Below are 22,613 nucleotides of genomic sequence, written 5' to 3' on the forward strand. Positions count from 1 at the left end.
TCCCATGCAAGGCGCGATGCTACGTCATCAGCAACCCGTTCCCGGCCGCAAGCCGGTGCCGCGTGGTGCCAGTCGGATGGTGGCCAAAGAGCCGCTGTCGATGCGTCTGCCTAAAGCAAACCTCGGATTCTTCAAGCGCCTGTTCTGGCCTGTGATGTTGGTCGTTCTGGGCTTCGGTACCTACGAAGCCGCGCAGCGGCTGTTGCCGTATGCCGACCGGCCAATTACCCGGATCAATGTGCAGGGTGATCTGAGCTATATCAGCCAGCAAGCGGTGCAGCAGCGCATCGCCCCTTATGTGGCGGCGAGCTTCTTCACCATCGACCTCGCAGGGATGCGCACCGAACTGGAACAAATGCCTTGGATCGCCCACGCCGAAGTCAGGCGTGTCTGGCCCGATCAGGTGGTCATTCGTCTGGAAGAACAATTGCCGGTGGCGCGCTGGGGTGAAGAGGCGCTGCTGAACAACCAGGGTCAGGCGTTTACCCCGCGCGAGCTGGCCAATTACGAGCATCTGCCTCAACTGTTTGGCCCTCAACGTGCCCAGCAGCAGGTGATGCAGCAGTATCAGGTGTTGAGTCAGATGTTACGGCCGTTGGGTTTTTCCATCGTACGTCTGGAATTACGTGAACGTGGCAGTTGGTTTTTGACCACTGGTGCAGGCAGTGCGGGCCCGGGTATCGAGTTGTTACTGGGACGCGACCACCTGGTGGAAAAAATGCGCCGATTTATTGCCATTTATGAAAAAACGCTTAAAGAACAAATGACGAATATTGCGCGCATCGACCTGCGTTACTCCAACGGCCTTGCCGTGGGATGGCGTGAGCAGGTTGCGCCTACGACGGACAAACCCGCCGTCGCGAAGAATTGATAAGAGGCAGGACCATGGCAAACGTGCAAAGCGGGAAAATGATCGTCGGCTTGGATATCGGCACCTCCAAAGTGGTGGCGTTGGTGGGCGAAGTCGGGGCGGATGGCACCCTGGAAATCGTCGGTATCGGCACGCATCCTTCCCGTGGCCTGAAGAAGGGCGTGGTGGTGAACATCGAGTCCACCGTGCAATCGATCCAGCGCGCCGTTGAAGAAGCTCAGCTGATGGCCGGTTGCCGTATTCACTCGGCTTTCGTCGGTGTAGCGGGCAACCACATTCGCAGCCTGAACTCCCACGGCATCGTGGCGATCCGTGACCGTGAAGTCAGCATGGCGGATCTGGAGCGTGTACTCGATGCCGCCCAGGCCGTGGCGATTCCAGCGGATCAGCGGGTGCTCCACACCCTGCCGCAGGACTACGTGATCGACAACCAGGAAGGCGTTCGTGAGCCTTTGGGGATGTCGGGCGTACGTCTGGAAGCCAAGGTTCATGTGGTGACTTGCGCCGTCAATGCCGCACAAAACATTGAAAAATGCGTGCGTCGTTGCGGGCTGGAAATTGACGACATCATTCTCGAACAGCTGGCTTCCGCGTATTCGGTGCTGACGGATGATGAGAAAGAACTGGGCGTTTGCCTGGTCGATATCGGCGGCGGCACCACCGACATCGCCATCTTCACCGAAGGCGCTATTCGTCATACCGCAGTCATCCCGATTGCGGGCGATCAGGTTACCAACGACATCGCGATGGCGTTGCGTACACCTACCCAATACGCCGAAGAGATCAAGATTCGCTACGCCTGTGCCCTGGCCAAACTGGCTGGCGCCGGCGAAACGATCAAAGTACCAAGCGTCGGCGACCGTCCACCACGTGAGTTGTCCCGTCAGGCGCTGGCTGAAGTGGTCGAGCCGCGTTACGACGAGTTGTTCACATTGATTCAGGCCGAGCTGCGTCGCAGTGGTTATGAAGACTTGATCCCGGCCGGCATCGTGCTGACCGGTGGTACCTCAAAAATGGAAGGCGCGGTCGAACTGGCCGAGGAAATCTTCCATATGCCGGTACGCCTCGGCGTGCCGCACAGTGTCAAAGGGCTCTCGGACGTCGTCCGCAACCCAATCTATTCCACTGGTGTGGGGCTGTTGCTGTACGGGCTGCAAAAGCAATCCGACGGTATTTCGTTGTCCGGCATCAGTAGCAGCAGCTATAGCGATGAACCTAAAACACCGGTATTCGAGCGCCTCAAGCGCTGGGTGCAAGGCAATTTCTAAGTTTCAAAGCAGTAGTAGTGGTAGGCAGTAGGCGAAAAAACTAGAGAAAATGAAAGGAGAGGGAAAATGTTCGAACTCGTAGACAACGTCCCGCAAAGCCCGGTAATCAAGGTTATCGGTGTTGGTGGTGGTGGTGGTAATGCTGTTAACCACATGGTTAAGAGCAACATCGAAGGTGTGGAATTCATCTGCGCCAACACTGACGCACAAGCGCTGAAAAGCATCGGCGCACGGACCATCCTGCAATTGGGCACTGGTGTGACCAAAGGTTTGGGTGCTGGTGCCAACCCTGAAGTAGGTCGTCAGGCTGCACTGGAAGACCGTGAGCGCATTGCTGAAGTGCTACAGGGCACCAACATGGTGTTCATTACCACTGGCATGGGCGGCGGTACCGGTACCGGTGCTGCACCGATCATCGCCGAAGTGGCCAAGGAAATGGGGATTCTCACCGTTGCAGTGGTGACTCGTCCGTTCCCGTTCGAAGGCCGCAAACGCATGCAGATCGCCGATGAAGGCATCCGCCTGTTGTCGGAAAGCGTTGACTCGTTGATCACCATCCCTAACGAGAAGCTGCTGACCATCCTCGGTAAGGACGCCAGCTTGCTGTCGGCTTTCGCCAAGGCTGACGATGTACTGGCCGGTGCTGTTCGCGGTATCTCCGACATCATCAAACGTCCGGGCATGATCAACGTCGACTTCGCTGACGTACGTACCGTGATGAGCGAAATGGGTATGGCGATGATGGGCACTGGCTGCGCCAGCGGTCCGAACCGTGCACGTGAAGCGACTGAGGCAGCCATCCGCAACCCGCTGCTCGAAGACGTCAACCTGCAAGGTGCTCGCGGCATCCTGGTCAACATCACTGCCGGTCCTGACCTGTCCCTGGGTGAGTACTCGGACGTGGGTAGCATCATTGAAGCGTTCGCCTCCGAGCACGCGATGGTCAAGGTCGGTACGGTTATCGATCCGGACATGCGCGACGAGTTGCACGTGACCGTGGTTGCCACTGGCCTGGGCGCGAAAATCGAGAAACCTGTGAAGGTGATCGACAACACCCTGCAGACCTCGCAACAACATGCTGCAGTGCAACCTTCTGCACGTCAGGAGCTGCCGTCGGTGAATTACCGCGATCTGGACCGTCCGACTGTGATGCGCAACCAGGCTCACGCCGGTGCTGCCGCTGCTGCGAAGATGAACCCGCACGATGACCTGGATTATCTGGATATCCCGGCTTTCCTGCGTCGCCAGGCCGATTGATGAAATGTATCAGGGGTATTAGGGTGATTGGTGTTCAGCAAAGGCCGGGTCTGCTATTATCGCCAGCCTTTGTTGATACCAGTTCGCAACTTGCGCTGAAGCGGCCAATGCCATGATTAAACAACGCACCCTGAAAAATATTATCCGTGCCACAGGTGTAGGCCTGCACTCGGGGGAAAAGGTTTACCTGACCCTCAAGCCCGCACCTGTGAATACCGGCATCGTGTTTTGTCGTGCCGACCTCGACCCTGTGGTGCAGATCCCTGCCCGTGCGGAAAACGTCGGTGACACCACCCTGTCGACCACTTTGGTCAGCGGGGACACCAAGGTGGACACGGTAGAGCACTTGCTTTCGGCCATGGCTGGCCTTGGCATCGATAACGCCTACGTCGAACTCTCTGCCTCCGAAGTTCCAATCATGGACGGCAGCGCGGGACCCTTCGTATTCCTGATTCAATCTGCCGGCCTGGAAGAACAGGACGCAGCCAAGAAATTCATTCGTATCCTGAAAGAAGTTACTGTGGAAGAGGACGGCAAAACCGCCACTTTCCTGCCTTTCGAAGGGTTCAAGGTGAGTTTCGAGATCGACTTCGACCACCCTGTTTTCCGTAACCGTACCCAAAGTGCAACCGTGGATTTTTCCAGTACTTCTTTTGTTAAAGAAGTCAGCCGCGCCCGTACCTTTGGGTTCATGAGTGATATCGAGTACCTGCGCAAGCACAATCTCGCACTTGGCGGTAGCGTAGAAAATGCCATCGTGGTCGACAAGGATGGCGTGCTTAACGAGGACGGCCTGCGGTACGAGGACGAATTCGTCAAACACAAAATCCTGGATGCAATCGGCGACCTTTACCTGCTGGGCAATAGCCTGATAGGCGAGTTCCGAGGCTTCAAGTCTGGGCACGCACTGAACAACGTCCTTCTTCGCGCATTGATTGCGCAGAAAGATGCTTGGGAAATCGTGACCTTCGAAGACGCCAGCACCGCCCCGATCTCTTACATGCGTCCTGTTGCGGCCGTGTAATTAGTACTCTCTCTTTCCTTTTATTTTTTAAGGCTGCCTTCGGGTGGCCTTTTTTTATGGTTGTTGAAGAGTGCAGGGAGAATGTAAGAATAACCCTGCGAAATTGAGAGACGTCTCCTACTGGGTTTGTCGGCAGGGTGGGATACCTTTAGTCGGTTTATCTACCCAAAATTACCGTTCATTCCGATATGAAGAACGGCGATGCCCACTGCCCCAACGTTCACGCTCAGCATCAAAGGAGCTAAAGACAACGAGTTACTTGTTCTAGCCTTTTCCGGCGAAGAGGCCATCAGCGAGTGCTTCGACATCACCGTCGATGTGGTCACCGACCGACCGCCGCGCGAGCTGGAAAGCCTGCTGCACAAAGAAGCCTATCTGGCCTTTGGCGATCAGGGCCTGCACGGCCATATCTACTCCATCCGGAAAGGCAAAGTGGGCACCCGGTTGAGCCACTACCAACTGGTAATGGTGCCGTTTCTGCGCTATTTGCAGCACGCCAGTAATCGGCGGATTTTCCAGAACCTGACCACTGAAGCCATCCTCCGCGACGTGCTCAAGGGGCATGGTTTGCTGAACGGTTTGCACGTGCTGTTCAACATCGGCCCGGAGAAACCGGTCCCGCACGAATATTGCGTTCAGTACGATGAATCTGACCTGCATTTCGTCAGCCGTTTGTGCGAGGCCGAAGGCTACTTCTATTACTTCAAGCACACCCCCGATGGGCACCAACTGATCTTCGCCGATCAGGAAACCGAGTTCTATCACGCGGCCAATCCTACCGTGGTGATGCCGTTTCGACCGATCAACGGCATGGCGTCCGAGCATCCGGTGATCGAGGCGTTCGGCGTCTGTCTGAGCACCCGCCCCAGCCGCGTCACCCACCGCGATTACGACTTCAAAAACGCACACCTCTCGCTGGAAACGGACAGGGATTCCAAGGTATTTCCCAATCTGGAGGCGTACATCTACCCCGGAGAATTCGATACCGCGCACGCAGGGCGGGTGCGCACGCGCCGGGCGCTGGAGCGACTTCGCGGCGACGCCGAACTCGCTCAAGGTCAGAGCGACCAGCCTTTGCTGCGCAGTGGCACGCCGTTAAAGGTAGAAGAACACCCGGAGCCGGGTTGGAACATGGCCTGGCTACCGACTTGGGTGTTTCATGACGGTCGCCAGCCTGCTGTATTAGAGGAGTACGCGGTCAGTGACGAGCCGGTGGAGTCCGGTCGAATCACTCAGGGTTATCGCAATGAGTTCATCGCTATCCGCGAGACCGTGCAGTTTCGGCCTGCCCTCAAGCATCCAGTTCCGAAGATTCAAGGCATGCAAACCGCCGTGGTGACCGGCCCTGCCGAAGAAGAAATCCACTGCGATCAATACGGGCGGGTAAAAGTCCGTTTTCACTGGGACCGCAGTGAAGAAAACGAAAGCACCAGCTGCTGGGTGCGGGTGGCCTCCAGCTGGGCCGGCGCCGGATACGGCGCGGTCACCATCCCCCGCGTGGGCATGGAAGTGTTGGTCGCCTTCGAAGAAGGGCACGCCTGCAAGCCGATTGTGGTCGGATGCCTGAGCAACAACACCCATCAAGTGCCTTACAACCTGCCGGACAACAAAACCAAAACCGTTTTGCGCAGCAAAAGCACCGGAAAAACGTCTGGTTTCAATGAGCTGAGCCTGGAAGACAGGAGCGGGGCAGAGCTGATCTACCTCCGCGCCCAGCGCGACATGGAGCAGTTGATCCAGAACGACAGCCGCATCGAAATCGGCAACGAACGTCTGGAAACCATCAAAGGCAACAGCACCACCGTGCTCAAGGCCGAGGAAAACGTCACCGTCACCGGCGCCCGCAAAGTGCAGTTGTTGGCCGACGATCACCTCGACGTCGCTGGCAGCAGTCACACCCGCGTCGGTGGCGACTTGTTGATGGCCGCCGGGCAAGAAGTGCACATCAGCGGTGACAACATCGTCATCAGCGGTGGCCTCAGCTTGACGCTGTCGATCAACGGTCAGCACATCGTCATCAATCCGGCGGGGATTTTCAGCAGCACACCGATCCAGGTCGGCGGCGCACCGGTACCGGGGACCCCTGCAATGCCGTTGGCCCCCGGCGACACTCAAACACTGATTGCAGGAGGGGTTCCGCCGTCGATCGTCTTCGCGTCAAAAGGGCAAACCGATACCGCTTCGCGCATGCCACTGCTGTGCCCGCTGTGCGTGCTAGCCAACACGGAGCAGACCCATGATTAATGCAAAAAAACCAACCCTGTGTTTGCCCGACGACTTTTCCTGGGAGCATACCGGTGCGCTGTTGCTGGATGCAGTACAGGTCAAGACGCTGCTGCCGCGTCTGTTTCAATGGGACCCCAAGGTGACAGTCGAGGTTATTTATCTGCGGACCCGGTTTGCGCAATTCAGGGCGCTCTCTCCCTGTCTTGTACGCCTGAAAGAGCCGAGTGACCCCATTCTTGAGCAGTTTTTGGCCCATGTCGGAGAGCATTGAGGTTATCTATTGGCCTGCGATGCCCCATGGGAGCAGGTGGCCGCGCATTGGCGCTGGCTGGCAAGCGTCGAACACCCCTCGGGCGAGGAAATGCTGCTGCGCATCGCCGATCCGGCAGTGGCCCATGCGGTGTTCAGCGACACAGTATCCTCGACGTCCACCCTGTTTGGACCTTGCCTGCGGGTCATGGTCGTCAACGCGGTGAGCGACGGTTGGCGCCACTACACCCGTGCCGGTGAGCGACCCGCTCCGAACCACGCCGCGTTGTACCGACTGAACGAGCGGCAGGTGGAGCTTCTGAATGAAGCCAGTTTCGACAAAAATGTGACCGAACTCTACGGGCACATGGGCGAATTTTTTCCCGACTACCGCATGGATTTGCAGCCCCAACAGCGCTGGCAGCACTTGCGTGGCCTGGCAAAGCGGGCAGTCGAACTCGGCTTTGAAAGCGAGGCCGACATCTGGTTGTACGCCAACGCCCATGGTTTTCTAGGCGAACAGCGGCTTGTGGCCGATCCAGAAATCGCCAGCCTGCTGAACCCCGCGTCCCCACTCCCACCCAGCACGCGTATCGCAATGATCACCACGTTGGTCGAGCGCAGGAGCCACCCATGACCGACCTCATGACCCCCCGTGGCCATTTGGCTAATTTGATCGCCCAGTCCCGCAGTCGCGATAACGTCAGCGCTGGAGGGGTGTGCCCACTGACCAAAACCACGATCCAGTTGCTGCCGGTCCGCTACGGCCTGGTGGAGCACCTTACGCCTCCCTCGGACATCCCCATGCCCCACACCTTGCAGAGCAAGGCCATGGGCATTCGCTTGTTGCGCAACGGTTACTTGTACGTCATCGATAACACGACCGGTTATCTGCACGAGTACTTCGTGGAACAAGGTTCTCTGAGCAAATTATTGTGGCAGGGCACCGAGGTCGCCAGCGATGTCCGTGAGCATGCCATCGAAGGTGGGTCCACCCTGACCCTCGCTCGCCGCAGCACGGTGTACGTGGCCTACTCGGAAATTCAGTGGACCGCCTACAAGTGCTCGCAAGTGATCCAGCACGCCACCGAGCGCGAACACTTCATGCAACGCGTCGACCTGACCGCCACCAGCAGTGAGCACACAGGCCAGCATTTACTGACCGAAAAGCAGGCCACAGACTGGCTGGCGGAAGTGGCGGAAAATCGTTGCGAAACCGGCGGTCGCGGCCCGGTCGATCAAGCCCCGGGCAAGACCCTGCCCGACGGCGCAAGCACGGAAGAAAACACCGCTTACATCTGGGAACACACGCCGCTGTTTCGCCACACCTGGATCGAAGAATTGACCAGCCAGGTCGATGGCGCACACCAGCGCGATTTCCTGTTTCTGGTGGTACGTGACGACATCGGCATCATGCGCGACCTGGCCGCCGCCCAGCTCAAGGTCGCTGACTGGATCGGTCAGTGGAGCGACGATGACGCCCTGCAACGCCAGTACCTCACGGGCGCTTACATTCAGTCCCTGTACGACGTCAGCCAGAAACGCTTGAGCGAGCTGGCCACCGATGACCCGCGTTATGCCGCGTTGATCAAGGACACCACCGAATCAGAACGCGAGACGCTGCTGAACTACTTACGCATCAAACGCGATTATCACGGCCCGGGGGTGTACGGCGACGAGAGTCACTGGCGTGAGCTGGCGCAGACCAATCCCTTCGCCAAAGCCTCCATGGAATTACGTGATGCGCTGGGTGACCCGCGTTGGCAACACCATCGAGAGGCCATCGTCGAGCTGAACTTCCAGACCTACGAAGCCCTGCACGGTGCCGAACCGGGTGAGCGCGGTATCGATGACCTGGTGAATCGGCACGCCATGCAAGCCTTTGTGCTCAAACAACAAACCCTGTTGCAACACTGGCAAGGCCAGCTCAAACGCATCCGCGCCGACCGCCTGAAGATAATCGTCGAAGGCCATTTCCATCGCGCTGCGTGGTACTACGATTTCCAGCAAAACGAGCAGATCAGACATCGACTGGAAACCGAGCTCGAGTGCGTCGCCGCTATCTGCGATGACCGTGAGGCCATGGTGCAACTGGAAGCCTATCTGGAGAAAAATCCGCTGGTCCAGGTGCCAGGGCTGGATACCCTCGGCAGCGCCGATCAGTTGGATCTGAAGAAAAAACTCGCCGACCTCGGCAACTTCAGCATCAAGCTGACCGACGCCCCCGGCGCTGTGGCGGAGCTGGATGCACTGGCTAACCAGTTCAACAGTTTGATGCGGCAGCGCTTGCCGAACTATCAGCGGTTGACTGGGGAGTTTCAGGGGTTGAGCAGTTTGTTGGGTGGGGCGTATGACCCGGCTTTACAGATGACCACAGCTCATCAACTAGACATCTTTCAACGGGACTTTCAGCGTGGCGCCAGCATTGATCCCAATAGTTTCATACGCAATATCGGCCCACCGGCACGGCTGCGATTGCTTCGCTCTTACGCCACCAGCGGACTGACGCTTCGTGCGGCTACGCCATGGGAAATAGAGCATTTCAACCTCGACCGCAGTACTGCCCTGAACATGCGCCACGAACTCAAGGAACTTTACACGCAGCGTCGTCACGACGTGATGTGGCAGCGCGACGTGAAGGGGCTGAACAATCAGATTGTCGCCCTCAAAGCCCGAATGGTGCCTGTAGAGGATCGCCTGAGCCACGCATTGACGCCCGGCGGCAAGGGCCCCGGCCAGTTTGGCTTGGTGCTGGGCAACATGGATGCCGAGTTGAGCGAAGAGATGCAACGCACCGTGCGTGATTATCGGAGCAGTGGCACGTTCAAAGGACCGGTGGCGAGTGTGCTCAAGTCCAAGGGCGATCAGATTGCGGTGGTGTTGTTTTATTTGCATGCGATGAAGTTTGTGAGTGTTATAGGGGATATCGCAGAAAGAGATCGCAGGGGGCTACGAGAGTTAGCGCAGTTCAGCGAAGCATTAGTACTCGTACTATCCGCAGGCTTTGCTGCCACGCAAGGATTAGCAGTAAGCATATTGCAATATCATATCGGCCAAATGGAAAGTTCCGCCGGCAAGCTCAGTTCGATGGCTCGATTGGGTCAATGGTCTGCTATTGCCGGACTGGGAGCCTTTGCTTTTGGATTCGCGGCAGCCACCATTGACTTTGGAAAACATGCTAGGCAATGGGGTATAGCGTTATCGCAAGGTGACGGTAAAAAACTGGCCGCTACTTCATTACAAATGAGTGGCGATGCAATTTTAATGGGCACTAACGGATGGGGGTTCAAGCACACCTATTCAATCACCACCGAGATTTTGAGGCTGCCGCGAGAACTGCGCGCTCTGGCGTGGGCGGAGAAAAGTCCGCGACTGATCAACGTTGCCGTACGAGCGAATGTGATTGGCGTTATTGGCATGGCATTGCAACTGGTCGGTGAAGGTCTCTATAACTACTTCAATCTGGATGCCATGAAAAAATGGATGCATCACAGTGCATGGGGCCACGACGACGTCAAGCAGGGTCTGGAGGATGACTGGAGTGATCTGGCTGCCGTGGTCCAGCAGCCCCTGTGTCAGCTGATTCGTAATGGTAAAGACACTGAGCTGCGCCTGACCTTCCCAGGGGTAAGAACCGCCGAACTGGACCGTCGCGAAGTGTCAATTGAAGTGTATCAGCGTCAACCCAGCGAGCAACCTTACAAGCGCGTTGGGCGAGCAGTGTACGTTCCACCTTACTGGGAGGAACGTAGCGAATATGTTGCTAACAGACTTACGGTACTCAGTCAGGGAAATGAGGGGCTGGTCTTGAGACTGCCTATTTTTTCCCTGGAGTTATCCGACTCTTTCGGCCTGGCACTGGCCGTCAGCTACAAGGTGGAAGACCATCGTTCACTGCGCCATCGGACGATTTTTCATGTTCTGGATATTCATCGCTCTACTGTGTACGGGGTGAGGATTGAGCAACAGGGGACGTTCAACTACAAACCGCACAAAGAACTTCCTGCTCGGCTCAGACCCATCGAACCCTGGTTCTTGAAGCAGGACGAGTTGAAGTACCTCAATGCTGAGTAGAGTATTCAATCGTAAAGAAAACCCTGCGCCGTCCATGACAGCGCAGGACATCACAAACAATCGTCCTACTGTTGGCGAGGTGCGGAAGCATGGGCTGGAAGAAACACTGTATTTAGCACCGTTGCCGGTGTGTACCGGTCAAGCGCCCGTGAGCATGCAGAATTTCTCAGCGATGAATGATGTGTATCTGCAGATGGGCGGCAGCAACAACGGTATGGTTTTTCAGGGGAAATTGTTGGCTTGGGTTATGTGGCTAATGATTTTCTTGATATTTATCTGCCCGCTCATGCTTGCATTGATTTTGTTAGCTGCAACGCCGCCCAATACTAATAACTCATTTTCAAATGACTGGAACATATTATTTTCTTGGTTCTTGAATTTAGGGCTTTGGGTGGCTCCGATATGCATTGGAATTATGATTGAAACCGTTATTTCTGGCGTCCGCACCCAAGCCAAACAATACCCCCTGCGCTTCAACCGCCAACGTCGCGAAGTTTGTTTCGTCGACAGCGACACCCACGAAGTACTGGTCGTGCCATGGGAGCGCGTGGTCGCCTGGGTGTCCCAATCAGAAATGGTCAGCCAATACGGTGCCACCCAGTTCTACACCTTCGGCATGGGGCTGGAGGACGAGAAAAACGACACCGTGCAGTTCGTATTGGTCGGTAAACCCAGCCAGGCCCATGCCATTGGCACCTGGGAGGCCATTCGTATGTACATGGAGCAAGGCATTCCCAAGGATCAAACGGGCGACTGGCTGAAGATGCTGTTGGGGCGGGAGTTGACCGAGGATGAACTTCGACCCTACGAAGGGCTACACAGTTGGGATGTAGAGCGGCGGATAAAAGAGGACATGGGCAGTTTGCACATGCCGATAAGCGACGAGCGCATGGCCGAAATAGGTCTTGAGCCTCGCACCCGCTGGCCCGTGCGCTGGTGGTACGTGCGCCGCGTTTTAACCTTCTGGAAAATGCCGTACATGATCGCCGAGTGGGGTCACAAAGCCGGCTCGCCCGTGTTGCCCGAACACGTGCAGCGCTGGTCGCAACCGATCCCCGCCGATCAATGGGCCAAACCCAGTCCCGCGCTGCAAAAAGCCACGCGCACGGTGGAAGACGCAATGCGCAAACAGAAAATGACCTTCATGAACGCCTGCGCGCTGCTGAATAAACATGCTCAGTAAAGTATTCAAACGCAAAGAAAACCCTGCGCCGTCCATGGCGGCGCAGGACATTACAGACAATCGTCCTACTGTTGGCGAGGTGCGAAAGCATGGGCTGGAAGAAACACTGTATTTAGCCCCGTTGCCGGTGTGTACCGGGCAAGCGCCCGTGAGCATGCAGAATTTCTCAGCGATGAATGATGTGTATCTGCAGATGGGCGGCAGCAACAACGGCATGGTTTTTCAGGGGAAATTATTCGCTTGGGCCATTTGGTTGACGCTAATTGTTTTGGTCTTCTTTCCCATATTGATGGCGACGTTGATCATCATATTTTCACCCGCAGATATCGAACGTTCTTTTTGGGGGCTTCTTTGGATGGGGTTCCAGGCATGTCTTTATGTCGGGATGTGTATGGGGGTTATATCTGTTGGCACCGTCGGTTATACGATTGTCGAGGGCGTCCGCACCCAAGCCAAACAATATCCCCTGCGCTTCAACCGCCAACGTCGCGAAGTTTGTTTCGTCGACAGCGACACCCACGAAGTACTGGTCGTGCCATGGGAGCGCGTGGTCGCCTGGGTGTCCCAATCAGAAATGGTCACCCAATATGGTGCCACCCAGTTCTACACCTTCGGCATGGGGCTGGAGGACGAGAAAAACGACACCGTGCAGTTCGTATTGGTCGGTAAACCCAGCCAGGCCCATGCCATTGGCACCTGGGAGGCCATTCGTATGTACATGGAGCAAGGCATTCCCAAGGATCAAACGGGCGACTGGCTGAAGATGCTGTTGGGGCGGGAGTTGACCGAGGATGAACTTCGACCCTACGAAGGGCTACACACGTGGGACGTGGAGCGGCGGATCAAGGAAGACATGGGCGATTTGCACTGCCCGTTGAGTGATGAGTATCTCGCCAGAGTCGGCCTTGAGCCTCGCACCCGCTGGCCCGTGCGCTGGTGGTACGTGCGCCGGGTTTTAACCTTCTGGAAAATGCCGTACATGATCGCCGAGTGGGGTCACAAAGCCGGCTCGCCCGTGTTGCCCGAACACGTGCAGCGCTGGTCGCAACCGATCCCCGCCGATCAATGGGCCAAACCCAGTCCCGCCCTGCAAAAAGCCACTCGCACGGTGGAAGACGCAATGCGTAAACAGAAAATGACCTTCATGAACGCCTGCGCACTGCTGGGTAAGAAGACTCAGTGACCAATAGGCGCATCCCTGCAGATCAGGACGCATGGGCGCGGTGCCAGCGTTGCGCACGCCGTATCAATAGCGGCAGCGTCCGGCAGTGTTTCTTCAGCCCTTGGGCTTGCCATGACTCGCTAGCCGCTCCAGCGCGGCACGCAGATTAGGGTCGGTAATACCCTCTGCCGTGGCCTGGATGCTTTCTGCGGCGTTGGCCGACAGATGGATGGTGTGTCCTGTTGCGCCCTGTTGGACGGTAGGCGGTTGTACTTTGAACAGGATGCGCGTCAGGCTGGCGAATTCTTCAAAAGCGACCAGCTGTCGTTGCAGGCGTTTCTGTTGATAGCGCAGGCGCGTGGCCCAATGACCGTCGGTCACGATCAGCAACAGGCTGCCTTCACGCCAGGACGCGACGTGGCAGTGTTCACGAGCAGCCGGTTGCAGCTGGGTTTCGAGCAGGCGCTGTAAGTGGGCCAGGCGTTGAGCGTGGTGGAATATGGCTTTAAGCGGCTTCGCCTCGCGGAGCAAGACGGCCGGCGCCCTTGCCGAGAGGGGACGAAATGCCATGTGGGACACCTTGAGTTACGGAGCGGCCATGGTAGCAGAAAGCGCCCGCACGGCTTCGTTAGATGGGTTTTCCGTGCTTTTATGGACACATTCAATGCGTCACTTTTCCCCTCAATGGGTTGAAGTCCGAAAAAACGGCCCTATTGTAAAGCTGCCCCATTAGAGCGTTGTGCCGGTATCGTGGAATAACGCCACTTTCCTCACCACCGTTTCCGGGTAGAATGCTCGTTCGCATGCGGCCATAAGGGCTGCACGGGCGACTCACGGGGCCGCCCTCCATCCCTATGTGTGGAAGATCCTGTCGATATGTTTGCGCCTTTGTTAAAGAAACTTTTTGGAAGCAAGAACGAGCGTGAAGTCAAACGCATGCTCAAGACGGTCGTCACCGTCAATGCCTTCGAAGAGCAAATGGTGGCCCTTTCGGACGAGCAATTGCGTGCCAAGACCGAAGAGTTCAAGGCCCGTTTAGCCAAAGGTGAGACCCTCGATCAACTTCTGCCTGAAGCTTTTGCGGTTGCCCGAGAAGCCGGCAAGCGTGTCATGGGTATGCGCCACTTCGACGTCCAGTTGATTGGCGGCACAGCCCTGCACGAAGGCATGATCGCTGAAATGCGTACCGGTGAAGGCAAGACCCTGGTGGCGACACTGGCGGTTTACCTGAACGCGCTGGCCGGTAAGGGCGTGCACGTTATTACTGTGAACGACTACCTGGCTCGTCGTGACGCCAACTGGATGCGTCCGCTTTACGAATTCCTCGGTCTGACCGTCGGCGTCGTCACGCCTTTCCAGCCGCCGGAAGAGAAGCGCGCTGCTTATGCGTCGGATATCACCTACGGCACCAACAACGAATTTGGTTTCGATTACCTGCGCGACAACATGGCTTTCAGCATGGAAGACAAGTTCCAGCGCGAGCTTAACTTCGCTGTAATCGACGAAGTCGACTCGATCCTGATCGATGAAGCGCGTACGCCGCTGATCATTTCCGGTCAGGCTGAAGACAGCTCCAAGCTATACACCGAAATCAATAAACTGATCCCGAGACTCGAGCAGCACATCGAGGAAGTGGAAGGTGTTGTTACCAAGGCCGGGCATTTCACCGTTGACGAGAAAACCCGTCAGGTTGAACTGAACGAAGCCGGTCACCAGTTCATCGAAGAGATGCTGACTGAAGTCGGCCTGCTGGCGGTGGGTGAAAGCCTGTACTCGGCGCACAACCTGGGCCTCTTGACCCACGTTTACGCCGGTCTGCGCGCACACAAACTGTTCCATCGCAACGTCGAGTACATCGTCCAGGACGGTCAGATCCTGCTGGTCGACGAACACACCGGTCGTACCATGCCGGGTCGCCGTCTGTCCGAAGGTCTGCATCAGGCCATCGAAGCGAAGGAAGTGCTGAATATTCAGGCCGAGAGCCAGACCCTGGCATCGACCACCTTCCAGAACTACTTCCGCCTGTACAACAAGCTGTCCGGTATGACCGGTACAGCGGACACCGAGGCGTTCGAGTTCCATCAGATCTACAGCTTGTCGGTAACGGTTATTCCGCCGAACAAGCCGCTGGCGCGTAAAGACTTCAACGACCTGGTCTACCTGACCGCCGAAGAAAAATACGCCGCCATCGTCACCGATATCAAAGAGTGCCTGGCCCAGGGGCGTCCGGTACTGGTGGGTACGGCAACCATCGAAACCTCCGAGCACATGTCCAGCCTGTTGATCAAGGAAGGCATCGATCACAAGGTTCTGAACGCCAAGTATCACGAAAAAGAAGCCGAAATCATCGCCCAGGCCGGTCGTCCGGGTGCGCTGACCATTGCCACCAACATGGCCGGTCGTGGTACCGACATTCTGTTGGGCGGCAATTGGGAAGTGGAAGTCGCGGCCCTGGAAGAGCCGACCCCTGAGCAGATCGCTCAGATCAAAGCCGACTGGCAGAAACGCCATCAGCAAGTGATCGAAGCGGGTGGTCTGCATGTGATTGCTTCCGAGCGTCATGAGTCGCGCCGTATCGATAACCAGCTGCGTGGTCGTGCCGGTCGTCAGGGCGATACAGGTTCCAGCCGTTTCTACCTGTCGCTGGAAGACAGCCTGATGCGCATTTTCGCCTCTGATCGGGTGAAAAACTTCATGAAAGCGCTGGGCATGCAGTCCGGCGAAGCGATCGAGCACCGCATGGTGACCAATGCGATCGAAAAAGCGCAGCGTAAAGTCGAAGGCCGTAACTTCGACATTCGCAAGCAACTGCTTGAGTTCGATGATGTCTCCAACGAACAGCGTAAAGTGATTTACCACATGCGTAACAGCCTGCTGGCTGCGACCAACATTGGTGACACCATCGCTGACTTCCGTCTGGACGTGCTCAACAGCCTTGTCAGCCAGCACATTCCGCCACAGTCGCTGCCAGAACAGTGGGATGTCGTGGGCTTGGAAGCGGCGCTGAACAGCGATTTCGGCGTTCAGCTCCCGATCCAGCAGTGGCTCGACGAAGACGATCATCTGTACGAAGAAACCCTGCGCGAGAAGCTCTTGCAAGAGCTGCTGGCCGCCTACAACGATAAAGAAGAACAAGCCAGTGCCGAAGCGCTGCGCACGTTCGAGAAGCAGATTCTGCTACGTGTCCTCGACGACCTGTGGAAAGACCATCTGTCGACCATGGACCACCTGCGTCACGGTATCCACCTGCGGGGTTATGCACAGAAGAACCCGAAACAGGAATACAAACGCGAGTCCTTCGCGCTGTTCCAGGAACTGCTCGACTCGATCAAGCGCGACACTATCCGTGTGCTGTCTCACGTTCAGGTTCGCCGCGAAGACCCGGCCGAAGAAGAAGCCCGTCTGCGTCGCGACGCCGAGGAGCTGGCTCACCGCATGCAGTTCGAACACGCCGAGGCTCCAGGTCTGGATCAGCCCGAAGCGCTGCTGGAGGAGGGCGATGTTGCCGTCGCAGCGGCACCGGTTCGCAACGATCAGAAACTGGGTCGCAACGAAGTGTGCTGGTGTGGTTCGGGCAAAAAGTTCAAGCACTGCCACGGCCAGATCAACTAAGTTCAGCCTGGCGTTGTTAACCTGAAATACCCCGCGCCGCGACCGGCCCAGCCGTCGCGGCGTTTTTCCATCGATTGAGCCGTACCGATGCGGGCGGCGCAGATAGCTTTCAAGGAGCGCACTTCATGGCTGTTGGTCTTGGTCCTTTGCCGACGTTGCACCCGGTTCCTGGTTTTGAACTTGGCATTGCCTCTGCCGGAATCAAGCGCCCAGGGCGCAAAGACGTGGTGGTCATGCGCTGCGCTGAAGGTTCCAGTGTGGCGGGCGTGTTCACGCTGAACGCGTTCTGCGCCGCGCCGGTGATTCTGGCCAAGCAGCGTGTACAAGGCCCTGTGCGTTATTTGCTGACCAACACCGGTAATGCCAACGCGGGCACCGGTACGCCGGGGCTAGCAGCCGCCGCGCGTACCTGCGCCAAGCTCGCGGAGCTGGCGGGTGTCGACGCCAATGCGGTGCTGCCTTACTCCACCGGGGTGATTGGCGAGCCATTGCCCGTGGAGAAAATCGAAGGCGCGCTGCAAGCCGCCCTGGACGATCTGTCTGTGGATAACTGGGCCGCCGCGGCAACCGGGATCATGACCACTGACACTTTGCCCAAGGGGGCGAGCCGTCAGTTTCAGCATGAAGGCGTGACCATCACCGTGACGGGGATCAGCAAGGGCGCAGGGATGATTCGTCCGAACATGGCGACCATGCTCGGCTACATAGCTACTGACGCCAAGGTCGCGCAGAGTGTGTTGCAGGACCTGCTGCGTGACGGGGCCAACAAGTCGTTCAACCGCATCACCATCGACGGCGATACCTCGACCAACGACTGCTGCATGCTGATCGCGACGGGCAAGGCCGCATTGCCGGAGATCACTGAGGCTAAAGGTCCATTGTTCGCCGCGCTTAAACAAGCGGTGTTCGAAGTATGCATGGACGTGGCTCAGGCCATCGTCCGTGATGGCGAGGGCGCAACCAAGTTCGTCACAGTTGAAGTGAATGGCGGCGGCAATCATCAGGAATGTCTGGACGTGGCTTACGCCGTGGCGCACTCACCGTTGATCAAAACCGCGTTGTTCGCCTCCGATCCCAACTGGGGCCGGATCCTTGCTGCGGTGGGCCGCGCGGGTGTGCCGGATCTGGACGTCAGCAAGATCGACGTATTCCTCGGTGCTGTGTGCATCGCCAGCCAGGGCTGCCGTGCAACCACCTACACCGAAGCTCAGGGCTCGGCGGTCATGGCCGAAGCTGAAATCACCATCCGCATCGAGCTGGGCCGTGGTGAATGCCGCGAAACTATCTGGACCACCGACCTGTCGCACGAGTACGTGAAGATCAACGCGGAATATCGTACGTAATCTGGACGCGCATTTTAGCTGAACAGGTGGGCGCGAATGTATTTGCTCCCACCTGAGGTGATCGATCCGCCCTCCTGGAGAGTCCCGAACATGAGCTTGCACCTGATTATCGGCGACAAACGCTTTTCTTCCTGGTCGCTGCGTCCTGCGCTGGCGCTGGATATGATCGGCGTGCCCTATACCGAGCAAGTGATTTGGCTGAATCAGCCAGACAGTCGGCAACGGGCGCTTGAGCATTCGCCAACCGGCAAAGTTCCTCTCCTGAAAACCGAACACGGGACCATTGCTGACTCTTTGGCGATTATTGAGTACCTGGCCGAGCGTTTTCCCGAGGCGGGACTCTGGCCGCAGGATATCGCTGCCCGGGCCCAGGCGCGCTCAGCCTGCGCGCAGATGCACAGCGGGTTCATGGGTTTGCGCACGCACATGGGGTTCGACCTTCGGCGTGATGCGGCGCTGGACGTGATCCCTGCCGACGCTCAGGCCGACATCGATCGTATCGTTGCGTTGTGGGCTGAGTGTCGTGCCGCGGCCGTTGAGAGTGGTCCTTATCTGTTTGGTAAGCTGAGCGCGGCGGATGCGTTTTTCGCTCCGGTTGCAGTGCGCCTGCGGACCTATCGTGTGGCATTGCCCGCAGAGGCGCAGGCGTATGTTGAAACAATTTACCAGTGGCCTGCTTTTCAGCGCTGGCAGAAAGCAGGTTTAGAGGAAGTGGTGCGGTGAAACGAGTTCATGTAGCAGCGGCAGTGATCCGTGGTAACGACGGCAAGATCCTTATCGCACGACGTGCCGATACTCAGCATCAGGGCGGTTTGTGGGAGTTTCCCGGCGGTAAGGTCGAGACCGGTGAAACGGTCGAGGTCGCGCTGGCACGCGAGCTGCTGGAAGAGCTGGGTATCGTGGTTGTCACCGCTCGTCCGTTGATCAAGGTTCAGCACGACTACCCGGACAAGCAGGTGTTGCTGGATGTCTGGGAAGTATCGGCATTCATCGGTGAGCCGCATGGCGCCGAAGGCCAGCCATTGGCGTGGGCGTCTGCGCGCGAGCTGGTGGACTATGACTTTCCGGCGGCGAATCAGCCTATCGTCGCGGCAGCACGCTTGCCTGGCGAGTACCTGATTACCCCCGAGGGGCTGGAAACGCCAGAATTGCTGCGCGGTTTGCAGAAGGCGATAGCCGGAGGAATCAAGCTGGTACAGCTGCGCTCGCCGAACGGGTACGACCCGAAATATCGCGACTTGGCGGTGGATGCCGTTGGACTCTGCGCAGGCAAGGCGCAGTTGATGCTCAAAGGGCCGCTGGAGTGGCTGGGTGACTTCCCGGCTGCTGGGTGGCACCTGACGGCGGCGCAGTTGCGCAAACTCGCCAGCGCAGGCCGACCGTTCCCTGCTGCACGCTGGCTGGCGGCGTCCTGTCACAACGCTGAGGAATTGGCGCTGGCCGAGCAGATGGGGGTGGATTTCGTCACGTTGTCTCCGGTGCAAGCTACGCAAACCCATCCAGACGCGCTGCCGATGGGGTGGGAGCAGGCGACGCAGTTGATCGCCGGCTTCAGCAAGCCCGTGTTTTTGCTAGGCGGTGTCGGTGTCGATGATCGTCAGCGCGCCTGGGAAAGCGGCGCGCAGGGCGTGGCAGGGATTCGGGCGTTTTGGCCAGAGGTCTGACCGCCTCGCCCCTACGGTTTTGGCGCCGCCTGCCAAAGAATCTCGGCAATGCCCTGACGCTTGGCAATCAAACGCGCCGCCACGAACAGCAGGTCCGACAGTCGGTTGATGTAGGCCAGGCCAACCCCTGCCAGTGGTTCGAGGGCATTCAGGTGTTGGCAACGGCGTTCGGCGCTGCGGGCCAGGCTGCGACATACGTGGGCCTGCGCGATCAATGCTGAACCGCCCGGCAGAATGAAGTTTTCCAGCGGACCCAGCGTCTCGTTCCATAGATCGATGGCTGCCTCCAGGCGCTCGATTTCAGCGTTGTCGAGCGCTTGATACGCAGGCATCGCCAACTCGCCACCCAGATCGAACAACCGATGCTGGCAAGGCGTCAGTACCTCGATCAGCTCGCTCAAGCCCGGATAATGCTCGACCTGCTCCGCCAACCCTGCGAGCAATACGCCCACTTGGCTGTTCAATGTGTCGACCTCGCCAATGGCCTCGATACGCGGGTGGTCCTTGGGTACGCGGCGGCCATCACCAAGGCCGGTTTCGCCTTTGTCGCCCGTACGTGTGTAAATTTTCGACAGGCGAAAGCCCATGGTTATAACTCCGAAAGGGACTGTTCCTGAACGTTGATTGCGCTGCCGGCCAGCGGCAGGCGCAGGGTGAAGCAAGTGCCTTGGCCTGGGGTCGATTGCACTTCCATCTGGCCTTTGTGGTTGTTGGTGATAATGAAGTACGACACGGACAGACCGAGCCCTGTGCCTTGACCGATTTCCTTGGTGGTGAAAAACGGCTCGAAGGTGCGTTTTCGTACGTTCTCAGACATCCCGATGCCATTGTCTTCGACCTGGATCTCGGCCCAAGGCGGGTTTAGGCGGGTACGCAGGATGATGCGTCCCGGTTCACTATCATTTGCACGTTGATGGATGGCCTGCGCGGCGTTCTTCAGCAAATTGAGCAGCACCTGCTCCAGCTCGTTAGCCGTACCGGGTACGGGGCCCAGGTTGGGGTCGAACTGGCGAATGATGGCCTGGCCCTTGAAGTCGAAGCCGATGGTCAGGTCGAAGTCGTTACTGGCGATCTCTACGGCCTGATCGATCAAGGCGGGCAAGTCGCAGGGCGCCATCTGTCGGTTGCTGAGTCGGCTGAAACTGAGCATGTGGCTGACGATTTTGGCGGCGCGGGCGCCGGCCTGCTGGATGCCTTCGAGTAATTTAGGCACTTCACGGCTTTCCAGGTATCGATTGACCTGCGCCAGATCAATGCCGTTTTGTTCGGCCTGCTCGATGTTTTTCGGCAGATCCGGCGACAGGCGTCTGCGAATGTTCTGCACGTTGTGCAGGATTGCGCCTAGGGGGTTGTTGATTTCATGCGCCATGCCGGCCGCAAGCCCGCCGACCGACAGCATCTTCTCCGACTGCACCATCATGTCCTCCAGCGACAGCCGCTGGGTGATGTCATCGATGCGGATCACCACGCCACGGCCTGCGCCGCCTGTCAGCGGATAAAAGGTCAGTGCATAGTGGTGAGGGACTTCATCTTTGATCCAGGTGACCCGCTCGATCTTGGTGACCGTGTGTCGCTCGACCGTGTGTTTGATCTTCGGCAGGAAAGCTTTCATTGGCTCAAAGGCGAGGAAAATCGGCTGATTGAGGGCTTCATCCAGAGGTGTGCCGGAGAGGGCGCTGGCCTCTTGGTTCCATTGCGTGACATACAGCTGTTCGTCCAGCGCGATCAGCGCTGACGGCATCGAGTCGATGATGCTGTTGAGGTAGTTCTGGAAGCCGGTGAGTTTCTTCTCGATCTTGCTGCGCACCTGCACTTCGAGTTCGAGTTTGCGGTTGGTGTGGCGGGTTTCTTCTGCCAGGCCCTGTGCTTGGTCGTAGGCGTCTTGAGAGTCGTCCCGCGCACGTTTGAGTTGCTGCTCCCGGGCTTCAATACGCGAAAGCATGGTGTTGAAGGCTTCCGCCAGGCTGCCGATTTCATCGTCGTTGCCTCGTTTGGCACGCAGTGCGTAGTTTTCCTCGCGGGTCACCTGGCGCGACAGCTGTTCGAGCTGGTAGATCGGCTCGGTGATCAGGCGCCGAATCTGCCGGGCGATGATCAGCCACAGCAATACGCTGAATACCAGAATCCCCAGGCTGGCGGTGAGCGTGCCGGTGTAAAACGCCATCGGCAGCTCACTGCTGGCCACCAGCAATAGGTAGCCTGGAGCTTCTCCTGCTTTGGGGATGGGAATCAGTTGAGTGCTGCGAAACTCGGTCAGGCGCCAACCTTCTATGTTCTTGTAGCGTTCGGGCAAGTTGAGTTTTTCGCCCTGCTGTACCTGCGCCAGACGCTCACCGTTGTTGTCGTACAGTGCTGCCGCACGCAATGAGCTATAGCTCTTGAGCTCCTTGAGCAAAGCTTTGGCGTTGCTTTCCGACGTTAACGCGTCCTGGCTGAGACCGGGGTTGCTGAGCAGTCGGCCAATGGTCTGCAAGGCTTGTGGGGCCATGCTTTCTTGGGAGATGTAATAGGCGGCGCTGATGAAGGTCAGGTTGGCCACCAACAATACCGTGGTCAACAAGACCAGCAAGGCGGCCAGAAGCTTCTGTCCTACCGGTAGGTTTTCTAGGCGCTGGCGCAATGGCATCGGGCAAATCACAGGCGATTGATGAACCCGCAGGGTAACGCGGGGTTCAGGCAC

17 protein-coding genes are annotated in these 22,613 nt (G+C 57.7%); 14 read left to right on the plus strand and 3 right to left on the minus strand.

The genetic code is table 11. The features are described from left to right. Positions 1-4 precede the first annotated feature (4 nt). The 10 genes from ACVBEG_RS01840 to ACVBEG_RS01885 all read left to right on the plus strand — a co-directional run bounded on the left by ACVBEG_RS01840 (position 5) and on the right by ACVBEG_RS01885 (position 13,335). Positions 5-871, plus strand: a complete 867-nt coding sequence (locus ACVBEG_RS01840; protein ID WP_322181807.1) for a cell division protein FtsQ/DivIB — start codon at positions 5-7, stop codon at positions 869-871. 14 nt (positions 872-885) lie between these two features. Further along, positions 886-2,139 carry a cell division protein FtsA gene (gene ftsA / locus ACVBEG_RS01845; RefSeq protein WP_219062252.1) on the plus strand — a complete coding sequence of 418 codons (1,254 nt, stop codon included), beginning with the start codon at positions 886-888 and terminating at the stop codon, positions 2,137-2,139. 66 nt (positions 2,140-2,205) lie between these two features. Continuing rightward, on the plus strand, positions 2,206-3,396 hold the full coding sequence (gene ftsZ / locus ACVBEG_RS01850; protein WP_219062251.1) for a cell division protein FtsZ: 1,191 nt from the start codon (positions 2,206-2,208) through the stop codon (positions 3,394-3,396). Between the two features lie 112 nt (positions 3,397-3,508). Next, entirely contained in the window at positions 3,509-4,420 is a 912-nt protein-coding gene (lpxC, locus tag ACVBEG_RS01855) for a UDP-3-O-acyl-N-acetylglucosamine deacetylase (protein WP_219062250.1), read from the plus strand. A 201-nt stretch (positions 4,421-4,621) separates the two neighbouring features. Beyond that, entirely contained in the window at positions 4,622-6,664 is a 2,043-nt protein-coding gene (gene tssI, locus ACVBEG_RS01860) for a type VI secretion system tip protein TssI/VgrG (RefSeq protein WP_447107299.1), read from the plus strand. Then, on the plus strand, positions 6,657-6,917 hold the full coding sequence (locus ACVBEG_RS01865) for a DUF4123 domain-containing protein (protein WP_447107300.1): 261 nt from the start codon (positions 6,657-6,659) through the stop codon (positions 6,915-6,917). Before tssI ends, ACVBEG_RS01865 begins: the two co-directional genes overlap by 8 nt. 9 nt (positions 6,918-6,926) lie before the next feature. Then, positions 6,927-7,532 (plus strand): DUF4123 domain-containing protein, encoded by a 606-nt coding sequence (locus ACVBEG_RS01870; protein ID WP_447107301.1) that lies wholly within the window; start codon positions 6,927-6,929, stop codon positions 7,530-7,532. Next, positions 7,529-10,969, plus strand: a complete 3,441-nt coding sequence (locus tag ACVBEG_RS01875) for a toxin VasX (protein ID WP_447107302.1) — start codon at positions 7,529-7,531, stop codon at positions 10,967-10,969. Before ACVBEG_RS01870 ends, ACVBEG_RS01875 begins: the two co-directional genes overlap by 4 nt. Beyond that, entirely contained in the window at positions 10,959-12,152 is a 1,194-nt protein-coding gene (locus tag ACVBEG_RS01880; protein WP_447107303.1) for a DUF6708 domain-containing protein, read from the plus strand. The genes ACVBEG_RS01875 and ACVBEG_RS01880 overlap by 11 nt, the downstream gene beginning before the upstream one ends. Further along, positions 12,142-13,335, plus strand: coding sequence for a DUF6708 domain-containing protein (locus ACVBEG_RS01885; protein ID WP_447107304.1), 1,194 nt, complete (start codon positions 12,142-12,144; stop codon positions 13,333-13,335). The genes ACVBEG_RS01880 and ACVBEG_RS01885 overlap by 11 nt, the downstream gene beginning before the upstream one ends. Positions 13,336-13,428: 93 nt before the next feature. Here ACVBEG_RS01885 and ACVBEG_RS01890 read toward each other — a convergent pair whose 3' ends face one another. Next, on the minus strand, positions 13,429-13,884 hold the full coding sequence (locus ACVBEG_RS01890) for a DUF721 domain-containing protein (protein WP_322181793.1): 456 nt from the start codon (positions 13,882-13,884) through the stop codon (positions 13,429-13,431). 306 nt (positions 13,885-14,190) lie between these two features. On the opposite strand from ACVBEG_RS01890, the gene secA reads away from it, so the two are divergent. From secA to ACVBEG_RS01910, 4 genes are all read left to right on the plus strand, one after another. Then, positions 14,191-16,926, plus strand: coding sequence for a preprotein translocase subunit SecA (gene secA / locus ACVBEG_RS01895; RefSeq protein WP_322217939.1), 2,736 nt, complete (start codon positions 14,191-14,193; stop codon positions 16,924-16,926). A 125-nt stretch (positions 16,927-17,051) separates the two neighbouring features. Next, complete coding sequence (argJ, locus tag ACVBEG_RS01900; RefSeq protein ID WP_322181789.1) at positions 17,052-18,269, plus strand: bifunctional glutamate N-acetyltransferase/amino-acid acetyltransferase ArgJ; 1,218 nt, start codon at positions 17,052-17,054, stop codon at positions 18,267-18,269. A 90-nt stretch (positions 18,270-18,359) separates the two neighbouring features. Further along, positions 18,360-18,992, plus strand: coding sequence for a glutathione S-transferase family protein (locus ACVBEG_RS01905; RefSeq protein ID WP_322217936.1), 633 nt, complete (start codon positions 18,360-18,362; stop codon positions 18,990-18,992). Then, on the plus strand, positions 18,989-19,933 hold the full coding sequence (locus tag ACVBEG_RS01910) for a Nudix family hydrolase (RefSeq protein WP_322181785.1): 945 nt from the start codon (positions 18,989-18,991) through the stop codon (positions 19,931-19,933). The genes ACVBEG_RS01905 and ACVBEG_RS01910 overlap by 4 nt, the downstream gene beginning before the upstream one ends. Positions 19,934-19,944: 11 nt before the next feature. Here the strand turns inward: ACVBEG_RS01910 and ACVBEG_RS01915 are convergent, their stop codons facing one another. Both ACVBEG_RS01915 and ACVBEG_RS01920 read right to left on the minus strand, forming a co-directional pair. Then, positions 19,945-20,520: a cob(I)yrinic acid a,c-diamide adenosyltransferase gene (locus ACVBEG_RS01915; protein ID WP_322181783.1), complete on the minus strand. Its 576-nt coding sequence runs from the start codon at positions 20,518-20,520 to the stop codon at positions 19,945-19,947. A 2-nt stretch (positions 20,521-20,522) separates the two neighbouring features. Beyond that, complete coding sequence (locus ACVBEG_RS01920) at positions 20,523-22,559, minus strand: sensor histidine kinase (protein WP_322181781.1); 2,037 nt, start codon at positions 22,557-22,559, stop codon at positions 20,523-20,525. Positions 22,560-22,613: the final 54 nt, after the last annotated feature.

It is taken from the genome of Pseudomonas sp. GG8 (assembly GCF_052976945.1).